This is a genomic window from Actinomadura sp. NPDC049753 (assembly GCF_040674655.1).
Classification (GTDB): Bacteria; Actinomycetota; Actinomycetes; order Streptosporangiales; family Streptosporangiaceae; genus Spirillospora; species Spirillospora verrucosospora.
Genome location: NZ_JBFARL010000064.1, coordinates 21,970 through 37,725, shown reverse-complemented (window position 1 = coordinate 37,725; position 15,756 = coordinate 21,970). Strand labels below are relative to the sequence as shown.

Genomic DNA, 15,756 nt, shown 5'->3' with positions numbered 1-15,756 from the left:
GGCGTCCGTGGTGCCCGGCCCGCGAGGCGAGCTCTTCTGGCACCGCGCCAGGCCCTACCGGCTGGGGGTCACCGCCGACGACCGGCACGGCACGATGATCGAGACACGTCCGGTACGTCCGGCCCAGGCCGTCGCCCAGCGGGTCCGGCGCGTGACGTCCCTTGGAGGTAAGTAGCACATGCGGATCTGCGTGGTCGCGCTCGGCAAGATCGGGCTTCCGCTCGCGGTGCAGTTCGCCCGCAAGGGCCACCGGGTGATCGGCGCCGACGTGGACGAACGCGTCGTGGCCGAGGTCAACGCCGGGCGCGAGCCGTTCCCCGGCGAGGCGGAGCTGGACGTCCACCTCGCCGAGGCGGTGCGGGCCGGGCTCCTCACGGCGACGACCGACACGGCGGCGGCGGTCGCCGAGTCCGAGGCGGTCGTCGTGGTCGTGCCCCTGTTCGTGGACGCGGAGGGCGTCCCGGACTTCGGCTGGATGGACGCCGCGACGCGCTCCATCGCGCAGGGCCTGCGCCCCGGCACGCTCGTCAGCTACGAGACGACCCTGCCCGTCGGCACCACCCGGGACCGCTGGGCCCCGATGCTGGCGGAGGGCTCCGGCCTCACCGCGGGCGACGGCTTCCACCTGGTGTTCAGCCCGGAGCGCGTGCTGACCGGACGGGTGTTCGCCGACCTGCGCCGCTACCCCAAGCTCGTCGGCGGCGTCGACGAGGCGTCCGCCCGGCACGGCGTGGAGTTCTACGAGCAGGTCCTCGACTTCGACGAGCGGCCCGACCTCGACCGCCCGAACGGCGTCTGGGATCTCGGCTCCGCGGAGGCGGCGGAGCTCGCCAAGCTCGCCGAGACCACCTACCGGGACGTCAACATCGGCCTCGCCAACCAGTTCGCCCGCTACGCCGACGCGGCGGGCGTGGACGTCATGAAGGTCATCGAGGCCTGCAACACCCAGCCCTACAGCCACATCCACAAGCCGGGCATCGCCGTCGGCGGCCACTGCATCCCGGTGTATCCGCGGATGTACCTGTGGAACGACCCGGACGCGACCGTCGTCCGCGCCGCCCGCGAGGCCAACACCCGCATGCCCGAGTACGCCGTCGGCCTCCTCGCGGACGCCTACGGCGACCTGACCGGCGCCGGCGTCCTCGTCCTGGGCGCGGCGTACCGGGGCGGCGTCAAGGAGACGGCGTTCTCCGGCGTCTTCCCCACGGTGGAGGCGCTGCGGCGGCGCGGCGCCGTCCCGTACGTGTCCGACCCGATGTACACCGCCGAGGAGCTGGAGGCCCTGGACCTGCCGCCCCACCGCGGCGAGTCGGTCACGGCCGCGATCGTGCAGGCCGACCACGCCGCCTACCGCGAACTCGGCGCGGACGACCTGCCGGGCGTCAAGGCCCTGGTCGACGGCCGCCGCGTCACCGACGCCACCCGCTGGCCGGGCGTGCACCGCGTCGTCATCGGCGCCCCGGACGCTCGGACCGCTTCCTAGCCGCCTCGCTGACCGTTCGGGCCGGTCCGCGCAAGCGCCCCGGCCGACCGCGACTGGAGATTCGAATGCAGATCGAAGACGGGACGGTTCCCGGCGCGCCGTCGCGCGGCCGGGTCGTCATGCTCGTCGACAACGACGTCGTGCGCGACTCCCGGGTGCAGAAGGCCGCGCAGTCGATGGCCGATGCCGGCTGGGAGGTGCACCTGCTCGGCAGCGCGAGAGGCAAGAGGCGCCGCTCCTGGAACATCGGCGGCGCCCGCGTGCGGCTCCTGCCGGTGCAGCACGTGCTCCTGCGCAACCGGCACGGTGTCCTGCGCGCCACGCTGCGCCGCCCGCTGGCGTACGGGCACCCGAAGGTGGCGGACTACCGGCGGCGGCTCGTGCAGTCCCGGCGCGCCGACCTCGCCGCGGCGCGCCTCGACCGCAACTCCCGCGGCCCGGTGCGCAAGGTGTGGCTGCTGGGCCGGCGGGTCACGGCGAAGCTGCAGTCGCGGTGGGTCGCGCTGCGGGTGCGGCAGACCGAATCGCTCGCCGCGGCCCGCGGCAACCCGCGCGCGCCGATGGAGCGGCTCGCGATCAACTTCTGGCTGAAGGTCCTCGGCGACCGGGCCTGGCGCGTCCTCGACCGCAACCTGTGGGACTGGGACAGCGCCTACGGCAAGGTCATCGACAAGCTCGAACCCGACATCGTCCACGCCAACGACTTCCGCATGCTCGGCGTCGCCGCGCGCTCGGTGCGGCGGGCCCGCGCGAAGGGCCGGACGGTGAAGCTCGTGTGGGACGCGCACGAGTTCCTGCCGGGCATCCGTCCCTGGGGCTCCGATCCGCGCTGGCATCCCGCCATGTGCGCGTACGAGCGCGAGTACTCGGGCGACGCGGACGCGGTGGTGACCGTCTCGGAGGCGCTCGCCGACCGGCTCGTGGAGCGGCACGGCCTGCGCGGGCGGCCGACGGTCGTGCTCAACGCCCCGATCACCGGCGGCGAGCCGAGCACGTCCGACCCGGTTCCCGACATGCGGGAGATGTGCGGCGTCGGCCCGGACACCCCGATCGCCGTCTACAGCGGCGCCGCCGCCCCGCAGCGCGGCCTCGACATCATGATCGAGGCGCTGCCCCGGCTGCCCCGGCTCCACGTCGTCCTGGTCGTCGCCTCGGCGGGGTCCGACTACGTCCGCGGCCTGGTCGCCCGCGCCGCCGAACTCGGCGTCGCGGACCGCGTCCACACGCTGCCGTACGTGCCGTTCGACCAGATCGTCCCGTTCCTGGCGGCGGCCGACGTCGGCGTGATCCCGATCCACCACTGGCCCAACCACGAGATCGCGCTGATCACGAAGTTCTTCGAGTACTCGCACGCGCGGCTCCCGATCGTCGTGAGCGACGTGGAGGCGATGGGCGACATGGTGAAGGCCACCGGGCAGGGCGAGGTCTTCCACGCCGAGGACGTCGACGACTACGTGCGGGCCGTCGAGGCGGTCCTCGGCGACCCGGGGCGGTACCGCGCCGTCTACGACGACCGGCCCGAGCTGCTCCACGAGTGGACGTGGGAGGCGCAGGCCGAGATCCTGGACGGCGTCTACGCCAAGCTGCTCCCCACCGCCGCGAGGCCCGCCCCGGGCGCGCCCCCGGCGGGGCCCGGCGAGCAGCTCATCGGCGCCCAGGACTGACGATGGCGGCGGACAGGGGCGCCGGCGGGGACGTGGCCGTCGTCACGCCCTGGTATCCGAACCCGATGCAGGAGTGGGCGGGCTCCTTCGTCCGGTCGATGGTCGAGGCGACCGGACCGGGCTGCGGCGAGTTCACCGTCTACCACACCGAGGCGTGGCTGATGAGGCGGCCGGCGGAGGAGGTCGAGGCGGCGCGCGAGGCGCACCGGCGCCTCCTGCCGGTCGCGCTGCACCCCGTGCCCGACGCCGCGGGCTCCCGGCTGGTGCGCGTCCCGGTGCCGACGGTGCCGGACTACACCTTCGCCGAGCTCGCCGTGCAGCACGCCCGGTGGCTGCGCGAGGCGCTCGGCGGCGAGCCGATCCCTGCGCCCGTCGTCCACGCGCACGTGGGGCTGCGCGGCGGCTGGACGGCGCTGGAGAACGCCCGCCCCGGCGCGCGGGTGTTCGTCACCGAGCACGCGTCCTTCCTGGACAAGGTCCTGGAGCAGCCCGACTCGCGGGAGATGTACGAGCAGGTGCTGGAGCGCTGCACCGGCTTCCTCGTGGTCACCGACGTGCTGCGGGACACGCTCGCCGAGGCGTTCCCGGCGCTCGCCCACAAGATCGAGATGATCTCCAACCCGATCTCGTTCGGGGCGCCGCGCGAGCGTCCCGTCACCGAGCTGCGGCGCTGGCTTTACGTCGGCACGCTGGTCGAGCGCAAGGGCGTGGGCTGGCTGCTGGAGGCGTTCGCCGAGTGCCTCGCCGAGGACCCCGGGCTCACGCTGACCATGGCCGGGCCGGGCGTGCTGGCCCGGCGGCTGGAGGAGCGGGCCGCCGAGCTGGGCGTCGGGCACGCGGTGTCGTTCCTCGGCGCGGTCGCCCCCGACGAGGCGGCGCGGCTCATGCGCGAGCACGACCTGCTCGTCCACCCCGCCCGCTGGGAGACCTTCGGTGTGACGATCATCGAGGCGGTGGCGGCCGGCCTGCCGGTGCTCGTCACCCGCTGCGGCGGACCCGAGCGGACCCTGGCCGGCATAGAGACCGCTGCGGGGGAGATGATCGACGTCGAGGAGAACGCGAGCTCGATCGTCGACGGGTACCGCCGGCTGCGCGACCGCTTCCCGGACGGCCTCGACCTGGCGAAGGCCCGCGAGATCCTCGACGGGCGCTTCGGCTACCGCACGGTGGCCGAGGCGCACTACCGGCACTGGTTCCCGGAGGCCCCCGCGAACAAGGGGACCGCGAACAAGGGGACCGCGAACAAGGGGACCGCGGACGGGGGAGAAGAAGCGTGAACGTGCTGTTCGTGGCGCTCGGCGCCTCCCGCAGGCCCGCGGTCGTCCGGGAGGCGGCGCAGGTCCTCGCGGACGGCGGCAGCGCCGCCGTGCTGGTGCGCAAGGCCTCGACGTGGGCGAAGGACCCGCTCCCGGACGGCGTCGACGCCGTCGAGCTGTCCGCGCTCGAACGGCGCTACCGTCCCGCCGCGGTGCGGATCCCGCTGTACCGGATTCCGGCACTGCTGCTGCGCGTGTGCTTCCCCGGCCCGCTGCGCGGGCTCGGGAAGCGGATCGACTCCGCCTACCGCAGGCGCCTCGCGGGGCCCGTCGACCGGCGGCTGGCCCGCGTCTACCGGCGCGACGCGGCGGCGGTGCGCCGCCGGGCGGTCGAGCGCGAACTGCTGCGCGGCCGCTCCATCGACCTCGTCGTCATCGCCGACCCGCACTCGCTGGTGACCGTGTCCGAGCTCGCGGACACGATCACGGGCGCCGGGGCGGCGCTGTCCTACTCCGTCGCTCATGAAAGATCCCCGGCAGGCTACGCCAGAGGATGACTCCATGTCCGAACGCCGCCCACGCCTTCTCTACCTCGCCTTCTACTTCCCGCCGTCCCGCGCGAGCGGCGTGTACCGGCCGCGGGCGACCGCCAACCGGCTGACCGAGCTGGGCTGGGACGTCACGGTCTTCGCCGCGCCGCTCCCGTTCCTGTACGACACGATCGGCACGGTCGACGACAAGCTGATGGAGACCGTCGACCCGCGGGTCACGCTGGTGCGCCCCGACCTGAACCGGTTCGTCTGGCAGACGGACCTGCGCGAGTACAGCCGGTTCCGGGGGGCGTTCCCCCAGCTGGCCCAGTCGCTGTACACGTGGGGGCAGAAGCACGTCTTCCCGGAGCACTACGCGTCCTGGGGGCGCGACTCCGTCCGCCGCGCGCTGCGGATGCACGCGCGGCGCAGGTTCGACGCGGTCCTCGCGACGGGGAACCCGTACTCCTCCTTCGCCGCGGCGTGGCTGTTCCACAAGCTGACCCGCACCCCCTACATCATCGACTACCGCGACTCCTGGACCCTCGACCAGTTCAGCGAGGAGCCGATGTTTGAGGACGGGCATCCCGCCTGGCGCTGGGAGCGCCGGGTGCTGCGGTCCGCGGCGAACTCGCTGTACGTCAACGACGCCCAGCGGGCCTGGCACGCCGAGCGCTACCCGCGCGCGGCGGACCGCATGATGACCGTCCTGAACGGGTGGGACGCGGACACGCTCCCGCAGAGCGCCGCGCCGCCCCCGGCAGCCCGCGCGACGACGGGCGGGCACGCGCCCCGCTTCTCCTTCATCGGCACGGTCACCGACAAGCAGCCCATCGAGGAGCTGATCGAGGGGTTCTCCCGCGCCCGGGCGCATTCGGACATGCGGGCCGCCACGCTCAACTTCTACGGCTACTTCGGGTTCTTCCAGGGCACCGACAACAAGCTCCGCAAGCGCTTCGCCGCCGCGGCCGAGGCGGCGGCGGCGGCCGTCAGCGCCCAGGAGGTCGGGGGCGGGGCGGCGGTGGTCGAGCAGGCGGAGGCCGCCGCCGCCGGCGGCGGAGAGGACGGCGAGGAGCTGCTGGCCCCCGGCGTCTACCACCGTGGCCCGGTGTCCAAGACGGCGCTCGCCGACGTCTACCAGGACTCCGACGTGCTGGTCTTCCTCAACGGGGGCGGACGCTACGTCACCTCCGGGAAGATCTTCGAGTACATGGCGGCCGGACGTCCCATCGTGTCGGTCCACACGCCCGGGTCGGCGGCCGAGGAACTGCTGCGCGGGTACCCGCTGTGGTTCAACCCGGGCGGGCTCGCCCCGGCCGACATCGCCGCCTCGATGGTGGCGGCGGCGAAGGCGGCCGCCGGACTGGACGAGCGGCAGGCGGCCGAGGCCCGCGCCTACGCCGACCGCTTCGAACGGAACGTGACGCTGGAGCCGCTCGTGGGGCGGCTCACCGAGCTGGCCGCCCGCAGGCGCGGCGTGAGCGGGTGACCAGGTTGGGAGACGGTGACGTGCACGGCGCGCAGCCCCCGAAGGTGCTGGTCCTGGCCATGGATCCCAGGCTGACCATGGACCCCGCCCCGAACGTGCCGCCCAAGCGCCAGCACAAGAGGGTCATCGGGCTGGCCGGTTACTTCGCGGAGGAGGGCGCGCGGGTCGACGTGGTGACCGCCGAGCCGGACGGGTGGGCGAACCTGGACGAGCGGGTGCGCCTGCACCGCCTCGACAAGGCGGAGGCCCGGCACCCCCTGCCCTGGCTGGAGCACACGGTCGTGATCCGGATGCCGCGGATCGCCCTCCGGCCGGTGGCGCGGGCGGGCCGTGCCGGCGCGCGCCTGGACCGCGCCCGCAGCCGCGCCTCCCGCGCCGTCCACCGGCGGCTCTTCGTGCCGTTCTACCGGCATGTCCGGCCGCACGTGCTGGCCCGCATCGCGCGGCGGCGCGTCCTGCGGGAGATCGACACGGGCGGCCTCGTCCGCGTCATCGTGATGGACCGGACGTCGGTGCCGCTCGGCCGCAGGCTGGCCCGCCTGCACCCCGACCTCGTCGTGACGACGCGGCAGGTGCGCGACCTCGACGCCAAGGCCTGACCGCCCGCCGCCCCTCCGGGCTCAGCGCTTCTCGGTCAGGACCGTCGTGTCCGAGCCGTCGCCGGCGGGCGCCTCGACGTAGATCTCACCGGTGCGCGGGCACTCCCACGTCCCGTCGGAACGCTCGGCCAGCCGGGCGCCCGCCCTGCCGACCCAGCCGATCCGGCGGGCGGGCACGCCCGCGACCAGCGCGAAGTCGGGGACGTCGCGGGTGACCACCGCGCCCGCGGCGACCATCGCCCAGCGGCCGACGCGGACCGGCGCGACGCACACGCTGCGGGCGCCGAGCGAGGCGCCCTCGGCGACGTGGACGCCGACCGCCTCCCAGTCGTCGCCGCGCTTCAGCTTGCCGTCGGGGGCCACCGAGCGGGGCTCGCGGTCGTTGGTGAGCACGACGGCGGGACCGACGAACACGCCGTCCTCCAGCACGGCGGGCTCGTAGACGAGCGCGTGGTTCTGCAGCTTGACGTTGTCGCCGATCCGCACGCCCGCGCCGACGTAGGCGCCGCGGCCCACGATGCAGCCCTCGCCGAGCCGGGCGCCCTCGCGGATCTGGGCGAGGTCCCACACGGTGGTGCCGTCGCCGAGTTCCGCGCCGGGGTCGACCTGGGCGCTCGGCAGGATGCGGTGACTCATTCGGTGCCTTCCATGCGGATGTTCGGCGGGTGGACTCGGATCACTCCGGCTTCGCGCCCCCGCCGGGGAGCAGCCGCCGGGTGCGCCTCGCCAGCGACGCCAGCGGCGCGGTGACGTGCACGGTCGCGGCCCTGCGGTCCATTCTGACGTGCACGCGGCGCGGGGGCGCCAGCGACGCGGTCACCGGCCCGAGGACGCCGCCGCCCTCGGCCGCCAGGCGCACCGCGACGGGGTCGCCGACGCCGTCGACCGCGAACCGGGCCCGCCAGCGGCCGGGGCGCGCGCCCGCGAGGGAGAGGTCGGCGCGCAGGCGGGACGGGTCGTCCGGCGCGGCCTCCAGCGCCGCGCGGATCGTCGTCTCGCCGTCGGCGTGGTGCAGCACCACGCTCATCGCGGGGCCGTCGCCGAGGACGGGCGGCGCGTCGGCCAGCACCCGGACCCGCCGCCCCGGCCCCCAGACGACCTCCACGTCGGCGAAGTCGGCGGACGTGAGGGCGGCGCCGGCCTCCAGCGCGAGCGGCTCCCCGCGGCGCGCCTGCGCCGGGCGCAGGAGCCGGGCCCCCGCCAGGGCCGCTCGCGGGAGAGGCAGGTCGCGCGGCTTGACCAGCGGCACCGTCCGCACGTGCCCGCTGAGCGAGACCTCGATGTGCAGGGTCCAGAGGCCGGCGGGGAGGGAGGCCGCCTCCGGGCCGACGGCGGCGGTGAACGACGCCTCGACGCCTTGGTCCGCGGGCGCGGCCGAAACGGTCTCGCACTCCACCGGGCGGCGGTCGCCGTCGGCGTCCTCCAGCAGCAGCCGGACGGCCGGGGTCCCCTCGTCCACGTCGCGGACGACCACCGTGCCGCCGACCAGCAGCGCGTCGTCCTCCCAGGCCAGCCGTGTCAGGGCGGGCAGGACCACCAGGGGCGCGGGCGTCGCGAAGCATTCGTCGGGGATGCGGACGGCGGTGTCGCGGAAGAACGGGTACTTCAGGTAGGCGCGCCCGTCCTCCAGATGGAGGCGGGGCCGCGTCCCGCCGCGGCGGAACCGCAGGACCTCCCCCAGCTCGTCGTCGAGGCCGTGCAGGACGCAGTGCCCGATCACCCGGTGGAGGGGGTGGGCCAGCTCCCGCTGCGCGGGGGTGTACCACTCCTCCAGCAGCTCGCGGCAGCCCGCGAGGGTGACCTTCTGGTCGTCGGGCGAGGAGTCCAGGTACAGGCGGTCGAGGCGGCCGAAGACCTCCAGCCGCAGGTAACGCCGGTTCAGCCGCTCCCGCGTCTCGCCCGGCTCGGTGTGCTCGGCGACCTGCCGCATCGCCTGGGCGATGACCGCGTACAGGTCGGCGGGCGGGGCGCCCGCTCCCTGCGTCGCGCTGGAGCCGTCCTCGCGGGCGGCCCAGTAGTAGCAGTCGTAGTCGGCGAGAACGGAGACGCCGTCGGCGTTCAGGTAGGCGCCCGCGGTGAAGAGCTGGTCCTCGTGGGCCACCAGGCCCTCGGTGAAGCGCAGGCCCGCGCGTTCGACCAGCGACCGCCGGAAGAGCTGGAGCGCGGCCATCGACATCCGACCGAACAGGTCGCAGTCGGGGTCGAGCACGTGGGTGCGCTCGATGGAGCGGTCGAACACCTTGGGCGACTTGCGGCCGCCCGTCCCGACCTGCTTGCCGAGGACGATGTCGGTGCCGTTGCGCTCGGCCATCGCCGTCATGCGCTCCAGCGCCTCCGGGCCCAGCCGGTCGTCGGCGTCCAGGAAGAACACGAACGTCCCGGACGCCAGCTCCAGGCCGCGGTTGCGCGGCGCGCCCGCGCCGCCGGAGTTCGGCTGGTGGACGACCGTCAGCCGGTCGTGGGCGCGGGCGAGCTCGTCCAGCAGCTCGCCGCCGCCGTCGGTCGAGCCGTCGTCGACGGCGATGACCTCGACTTGCTCGGCGGGCAGGGACTGGGCGAAGACCGACTCCAGTGCCCCGCCCACCGTGTCCCGGCACTGGTACACCGGGACGATCACGCTGACCAGGGGGTGCGTCATGGCCCCTCTACACTCGGGGAAGTGGCTGTGAGGGCCACTTTAAGCGTGCTCGGTGGCCGCCGAGACCGCTCGGCCGGAAATCGCGTACATCGTCGACCGGGGGCCGGCCTGCGCGAGCGCGTCGACGGCGGCGGCGAACCGCGTCATGGCGTCCGGGTGCTCGGGGCCGAGGAGGTAGTCGCGGAGCGTGCGCCGCTCCGCGGCCAGCGGGTCCTGGCCGGGCGTCGCCGCGACGGCGAGGATGTCGGCCAGCTCGGCGCAGCCGGGGCTCAGCAGGTAGGCCGCCGACGCGGACGGGAACTCGGTCCGGAAGAGGTTCTCGTCCATCCCGTCGGGGTTGGTGACGACGTAGGGCTTCAGGCTCGGGATGTAGTCGGAGATCACGCTGGAGATGTCGGTGATCAGCATGTCCGACCGGTTGAAGCACTCGTAGAGGGAGGCGTCCGCGCCGGTCACGACCTGGTGGCCGCCCGCGCCGCCCCGGTTCGCCTGCTCGATCATCTTGATGAGCCGGGCGTGCACGGCGGCGGCCTCCGGCAGCCGCCGGCCGGTGTAGGGGTGCGGCCGGTAGATGACGCGCAGCCGCGGACCCTGCTCCAGCAGCGTCCGGACGATCCTCTCGCCCATGCCGAGCAGGGAGCTGTAGCCGTGCTCGTTGTCCCAGCCCTCCCAGGTGGGCGCGTACAGGACGGTGGGGACGGGCCCGCCGGACGGCTCGGTGGTGATCTCACCGAGCTGCGGGCGGCCAACCTCGACGATGGCCTCGTCGCGCACCCCGGCGTCGGAGTTGTGGTACCGGTCGCGGCCCGCCGGGCCGGCCACCCACACCTCGTCGAAGACCTTGCTGACCGGGTTGGAGCTCGGGCCCTTGTCGCTGTCGCCGTGCCCGACGAACACGTGCTTGATGTGCTCCTCGCGGAGCAGGTGGAGGTTCTTGCCGGTGTTGCCCGGGTAGAGCGCGACCTTCACGGTGCCGAGGTCGAAGTTCATCATGTCCTCGGCCCGCGTGATGCACACGACGGGGAGCGGGGTGGGCGCGAGCGCGCCGACGACCTCGGGGGAGCGCACGAGGACCATCGCCTTGCGGTCCAGCCGCTCCAGCGCCTGCAGCCACATGTTGGCCTGGTAGACGGTCGTGGGCGGGCCGGTGAAGTACAGGACGACCTCGGGCTTGTACCGGGCCACGCGGCGCTGCACGTCGCGGCCCGTCCGCTCGGCGTTGAGGAGGGCGCGCATCCGGCGCAGCCGCGGCAGTTGCGCGGCCGCGACGGCGACGGCGATCGCCGCGGTGCCGAGGAGCCCGCCGGCCACGAGGACCGGGAGGCCGACCAGGAGCCCGACGGTTCCGAACAGCAGCGGCAGGAGGTCGGCCTGGCTCTCCAGGAGGAGGGTGAGCCGGGCCTGCCGGGGGGCGATGGGGGCGGGCAGAGCCGGCTCGCCCTCGCCGAGGTTGCGGGTGGCGAAGGGCAGCCGGTTGACGCGGCGCGAGGCGACCGCGCCGGCGAGGGTCGCGGCCCGGAGCCAGTCGACCAGCAGGAGGCCGACGGCCGCCAGGACGATGGTCGGCCTGCCGGCGTCGCCCGACTGGACCAGCAGCAGCACCAGGGCCGCCTGCCGGGCCAGCACCCGCGCGCCCGGGCTCATCTGGCCCCAGCGCAGCGGCCTGGCCGCGTCCGGCAGCGTCCGCCCGACGACGTACTCGGCCGCGTAGCAGAGCACGGCGGCGCCGAGGAACGCCCAGGGCGACCCGGCCGCGGCGGCCCCGATCAGCAGCCCGAGCGTGACGGGCAGCCACAGCACCGATGAGTACCGCGTGAGAGTCGAGTACCGGGAGACGAGACGCCGCACGGCACACCTCCGTCTGGTCAGCGCCTGAGGGGTGGCGCAGTTGGGGAGAGGGGAAGGGGGGACCGCGCCCGCCGGGCCGAGCGGGCGCGTGCGGGGGTGCGGCGGTCAGCCGGAGCGGCCGCCGCTGAGGGGGTCTTCACGGCGCACGTCGATGACCTGCCCGGTGAGGCCGGAGAGCAGGACGTTGAGGGAGGTGCGGGCCACCTGGTCGGCGCTCAGCAGGGTGTGCGGGGGCTCCTGGCCGAACGCCGCGGTCCGCATGGGGGTGCTGGTCCGCTCGGGGTTGATGCAGTTGATCCGCACCTTGTCGCCGGACCACTCGTCCGCCAGCGCCTGGGTGAGGTTCACCGTGGCGGCCTTGGCGGAGGAGTACAGGCTGTAGTCGGCCCGCCCGCGGGTGTAGGAGCTGGACGTGTAGAGCAGCAGCTGCCCGCCGGTCTTGGCCAGGTAGGGGAACGACGCCCGCGCGATGTGGATCGGCGCGAGGTAGTTGACGCGCAGCGCCTCCTCGATCGCGTCGGGGTCGATCGCGTCGAGCCGGCCGATCCGCAGGATGCCCGCCGTGTTGACGACGAAGTCGACGCGGCCGGTCGCCGAGTAGGCCTGCGCGAGCGCGCCGGCGACGTCGTCGGGCCGCTCGACGTGGGTGCGGGTGGCGCCGCGGCTGTAGCCGAAGACGCGGGCGCCGAACCGCTGGGCCAGCTCCGCGATGGCGGCGCCGATGCCCTGGCTGGCGCCGAACACGACCATCGTCTTGCCGCCGAGCGCCTCGGCGTACTCGTCCTCGGTCAGGTCGGGGGCGTCGGAGGAGGCGAGCTGGAACAGCTTGTCCGCGACGAACATGTCGACCGGCTCGGTGACCTTCATGTTGTGCTCGTCGCCGGGAACGACGTAGATCGGGGTGCCGGGCAGGTAGCGCAGCACCACGGTGCAGTCGTCGGTCGCCTCGAAGTCCTCGTCCTGCCACGCCTTCTCGTAGGCGTCGCGGATGGTGGCGAGGCGGAAGCCCTGCGGGGTCTGCCCGCGGCGCAGGTTCGCCCGGCGCGGGACGTCCACGATGACGTCCTGGTCGACCTGGATGATCGTGTCGGCGGACGGGATGGCGACGTCCACCGCCCGGTGCTCGCGCAGCGCGGCCACGCAGTCGCGGATGATGCGCTGCGACAGCAGCGGGCGCACCGCGTCGTGGAACAGCACGCTGGTCGTCTCGGCCGGGTGGTCGGCGAGGGCGTCCAGGGCGAGCTGCGTGGTGGCGTTCCGGGACGTGCCGCCCGGAAGCACGGCCTTGACCTTGGTGCAGCCGGCCTTCCGCACGCAGTCCGCGGCGTCCTGGAGGAATCCGGGGTTCATCAGGACGATGATCTCGTCGACGTCGGGGGCCTCCTCGAACACGCCCAGCGTGTGTTCGAGGATCGTCTTCCCGGCGATCTTGAGGAGCTGCTTGGGAGTGCTGAGACCCATCCGCTGTCCGCTGCCACCCGCCAGGATGACGGCTACGACGCGATGCTCACCCTGCGGCGCCATGACCAATGCGACCGTCCTTCTCCTTCATGGCAGCCGGAACGGCGGCCGAAAACCGAACGTGATGCAGTCACCCGTGGGATCTGGGGGTGCGGGCGGCGCGGCTTTCGCAGGGCTGGTGATCCGCACAGGGGGGGAACTGCCGCCTCACTGTACCCGGTCTGTAGAACTTTGAGGCGAATTCATCGACCTTCCAGCTTCCTGTAACCCTTGCGTGACGGGGCCTGCGGCGTCCCTGGCCATGATCATTGCGGCCCGGGGCGCCCGCGCACCCGGACCGGTCTCACTTGCCGAAGAGGGGCCTCATGTCGGGCTCCACGGCCCAGCGGGTCACCCGGCGCACCGGGGAGGTGCTCAGCACCGTGACGATGACGAAGCCGGCGAGCAGGGCCGACAGCACGCCGGGGATCGTGTCGAACCAGGCGAGCTTGTGCCAGCCCTCGAACGTGAACAGCCGCATCACGAAGCCGTGCAGCAGGTAGCCGTAGATGGTGGCGGAGCCGAGGTCGCTGTACCAGGTGCGGCGGGACGGGGTGACCGCCAGGAAGGCCAGGATCAGCACCGTCCCGGTGAGCATCAGCCCGGCGCGCATCACGGTGCCGGTGAGCTCGTCCACGCCGAGATCGCCGTTGGAGGTGTCCCAGTTCAGCCAGCGCGCGTTCATGCGGTCCTGGGTCAGGTACGCGCCCGCGAGCGCGGCCGCCAGGAGCGCGGCGCCCGTGATCCGCGCCCATGGGCGCCGGACGATCTGGATCACCTCCGGCGACAGCGTCAGCCCGAGGACGTAGAACGGCGCCAGCCCGAGGATCCGGTACAGGTCGAGCGTGTTCCCGATGTCGGCCATGTAGGTGAGGAGGGCGACGAGCACGGCCGTGGCGAGCGGGAACCTGAGCCGCCGCCACACCGGGGTGAGCAGCCGCCAGACGAACAGCGCCAGCAGGAACCAGGTCAGGTAGTAGGGGTCCAGCGCGTCGAACTGGAACCGCCGCCCGTCGACGCCCCAGGCGAACAGGCTGTAGGCGCACTGGAAGATCAGGTACGGCGCGATGGTCGAGCCGACCAGGCGCACGGCCTTGTCGTCGGTGAGGGTGAACCGCTTGGACAGGTATCCGCTGATCATGAGGAACAGCGGCATGTGGAACAGGTAGATGAAGTTCCAGAGCGCCGCGGCCACCGGGACGTCCCGCAGGCCCGACAGCGCGTGCCCGCCCGCGACGAGCAGGATCGCCAGGTACTTGGCGTTGTCCAGGTGCGGGTCGCGTCCTCGGGGAGCCGGGCCGCCCGGTGTCCGCGGCTTGTCCTGCGGGCGCTCGGCGGGGGACGCGGCCGCCGGCGCGGAGCCGGGGACCGCCGCCTCGGCGGAGTCTGGAACCGCCACGACGGACGCCTCGGGTGTCTGTGTCATGAAAGATCTCTGATCCTGGGAGGGGCTCGTGGAGCATACCTAACGAATCACGACAGAACCCTCGGAGTCACAGCGCGCGGCCGGGGCGTCACGGGCGGGCGCCGCAGGGGCGAACCCGCGGATTCCGACGGGCGCGCCGCGCGCAAGATCCGCTGAGGCGGGTAGACCGGCGGGTACCCGACGCGGCGGCCGTTACCGGATGCCGCGGGCGGGGCAGGGACCGGGAACGGGCCCGGTGGGCGCGGGGACGAGGAGGGGCATGGGATACGGGAGGTCCACCCGGCAGGGGTTGGTGATCATCGCCGGCGGCGCCGTGCTGCTGGCCGGTGTCGCGCTGCTCGTGCTGCCCGGCCCCGGGCTGCTGCTGGTGCTGGCGGGCCTGCTCATCCTCTCCCGGGAGTTCCCCGCGGTGAACCGCTACGTCGAGCCCGTCCGGGAGCGGGCGATCCAGGCCGCCGAGGAGAGCGTGACGTCCTGGTGGCGCCTGACCGGCTCCGTCCTCACCGGCCTCGCGCTGTTCGGCGCGGGCGTGGCCTGGGGGCTCGTGGAGGAGCTGCCGCTCAGCGGATGGAGCACGGGCTCGGGGCTCATCCTGTCCGGCTTCATCCTCTTCGGGCTCCTGTTCTGGAGCTGGCGGCGGGTCAGGGCCCGCCGCGCCGGGAGCTTCCCCGAGTAGACGTGCCGGGCGGACGGCCCGCCGTGGCCGGGCCCGGCCACGGCGAAATGTTCCCCCGGGTTGATCCGCCGGCCCGGCATCCCCGTGCAAAGGGCATGGGCATCCTTCTTCGTGTACTCGTGGCCGCCGGACTCGCGGCCGACGCCGTCGTGCACTGGCGCTTCGCGCCCGACATGGCCCCCGGGCCCAACACTCCGAGCGACGTCATCCCGGGAGACGACCTGTTCTACGGCCAGGCGATCGCGGCGGCGGTCGCGGCCCTGCTCGTGCTCGCCTGGGCCCGGAGGTGGACGTACGCGATCGCGTTCGTCGTCGCGGCGAGCGCGGCCGGGGCCGTGCTGCTGTACTACTTCGTCGACTTCGGGCAGCTCGGCCCGATCCCGCGGATGTACGACCCGCAGTGGTACGCCGACAAGACGATCAGCTTTGCCGGGGAGGCCGTCGCCGCGCTCGCCGCGCTCGCCGGGTTCCTCACCGCGGGCAGGAGGGAGCACGCGGACTCGCACTCGGCCGCCGTGCGGTGACGCGTTCGGACGGCGCCCACCGGCGCGCCGTAGGTGCTCACGCCCGGCTTCTCGGCGCCGCGCGGGCTCGCCGACGCCACCGGGCGGTCATTCCGCGCGACGAGTTTCGCAGCCACCGGACCG

The 15,756-nt window shown here is 73.8% G+C and carries 13 protein-coding genes; 8 read left to right on the top strand and 5 right to left on the bottom strand.

The features are described 5' to 3' along the window. Positions 1-178: 178 nt before the first annotated feature. The 6 genes from AB0K37_RS18645 (at position 179) to AB0K37_RS18620 (ending at position 7,021) form a co-directional block, all read left to right on the top strand. The gene (locus AB0K37_RS18645) at positions 179-1,483 is read left to right on the top strand and encodes a nucleotide sugar dehydrogenase (RefSeq protein ID WP_363982278.1); all 1,305 of its coding nucleotides are present in this window, start codon (positions 179-181) and stop codon (positions 1,481-1,483) included. Between the two features lie 65 nt (positions 1,484-1,548). Then, the gene (locus AB0K37_RS18640) at positions 1,549-3,147 is read left to right on the top strand and encodes a glycosyltransferase family 4 protein (RefSeq protein WP_363982276.1); all 1,599 of its coding nucleotides are present in this window, start codon (positions 1,549-1,551) and stop codon (positions 3,145-3,147) included. Positions 3,148-3,149: 2 nt separating this feature from the next. Then, a complete protein-coding gene (locus AB0K37_RS18635) occupies positions 3,150-4,424 on the top strand; it encodes a glycosyltransferase family 4 protein (RefSeq protein ID WP_363982273.1) in 1,275 nt (424 codons plus the stop codon). Then, entirely contained in the window at positions 4,421-4,960 is a 540-nt protein-coding gene (locus AB0K37_RS18630) for a hypothetical protein (RefSeq protein WP_363982270.1), read from the top strand. The genes AB0K37_RS18635 and AB0K37_RS18630 overlap by 4 nt, the downstream gene beginning before the upstream one ends. Before the next feature lie 4 nt (positions 4,961-4,964). Then, positions 4,965-6,422 carry a glycosyltransferase gene (locus AB0K37_RS18625; RefSeq protein WP_363982267.1) on the top strand — a complete coding sequence of 486 codons (1,458 nt, stop codon included), beginning with the start codon at positions 4,965-4,967 and terminating at the stop codon, positions 6,420-6,422. Further along, the gene (locus AB0K37_RS18620) at positions 6,419-7,021 is read left to right on the top strand and encodes a hypothetical protein (protein ID WP_363982264.1); all 603 of its coding nucleotides are present in this window, start codon (positions 6,419-6,421) and stop codon (positions 7,019-7,021) included. Before AB0K37_RS18625 ends, AB0K37_RS18620 begins: the two co-directional genes overlap by 4 nt. A 21-nt stretch (positions 7,022-7,042) precedes the next feature. Here the strand turns inward: AB0K37_RS18620 and AB0K37_RS18615 are convergent, their stop codons facing one another. The 5 genes from AB0K37_RS18615 to AB0K37_RS18595 form a co-directional block, all read right to left on the bottom strand. Continuing rightward, entirely contained in the window at positions 7,043-7,657 is a 615-nt protein-coding gene (locus AB0K37_RS18615; protein ID WP_363982261.1) for a DapH/DapD/GlmU-related protein, read from the bottom strand. Positions 7,658-7,697: 40 nt separating this feature from the next. After that, positions 7,698-9,659, bottom strand: a complete 1,962-nt coding sequence (locus AB0K37_RS18610) for a glycosyltransferase (RefSeq protein ID WP_363982258.1) — start codon at positions 9,657-9,659, stop codon at positions 7,698-7,700. 39 nt (positions 9,660-9,698) lie between these two features. Next, a complete protein-coding gene (locus tag AB0K37_RS18605) occupies positions 9,699-11,507 on the bottom strand; it encodes a CDP-glycerol glycerophosphotransferase family protein (RefSeq protein WP_363982255.1) in 1,809 nt (602 codons plus the stop codon). Positions 11,508-11,612: 105 nt separating this feature from the next. Next, positions 11,613-13,031 (bottom strand): bifunctional cytidylyltransferase/SDR family oxidoreductase, encoded by a 1,419-nt coding sequence (locus tag AB0K37_RS18600; protein ID WP_363982252.1) that lies wholly within the window; start codon positions 13,029-13,031, stop codon positions 11,613-11,615. Between the two features lie 280 nt (positions 13,032-13,311). Next, on the bottom strand, positions 13,312-14,433 hold the full coding sequence (locus tag AB0K37_RS18595; protein ID WP_363982249.1) for an acyltransferase family protein: 1,122 nt from the start codon (positions 14,431-14,433) through the stop codon (positions 13,312-13,314). Between the two features lie 259 nt (positions 14,434-14,692). On the opposite strand from AB0K37_RS18595, the gene AB0K37_RS18590 reads away from it, so the two are divergent. Next, positions 14,693-15,109, top strand: a complete 417-nt coding sequence (locus tag AB0K37_RS18590) for a PGPGW domain-containing protein (RefSeq protein WP_363982246.1) — start codon at positions 14,693-14,695, stop codon at positions 15,107-15,109. A gap of 119 nt (positions 15,110-15,228) precedes the next feature. Further along, complete coding sequence (locus AB0K37_RS18585; RefSeq protein ID WP_363982243.1) at positions 15,229-15,633, top strand: hypothetical protein; 405 nt, start codon at positions 15,229-15,231, stop codon at positions 15,631-15,633. Positions 15,634-15,756: the final 123 nt, after the last annotated feature.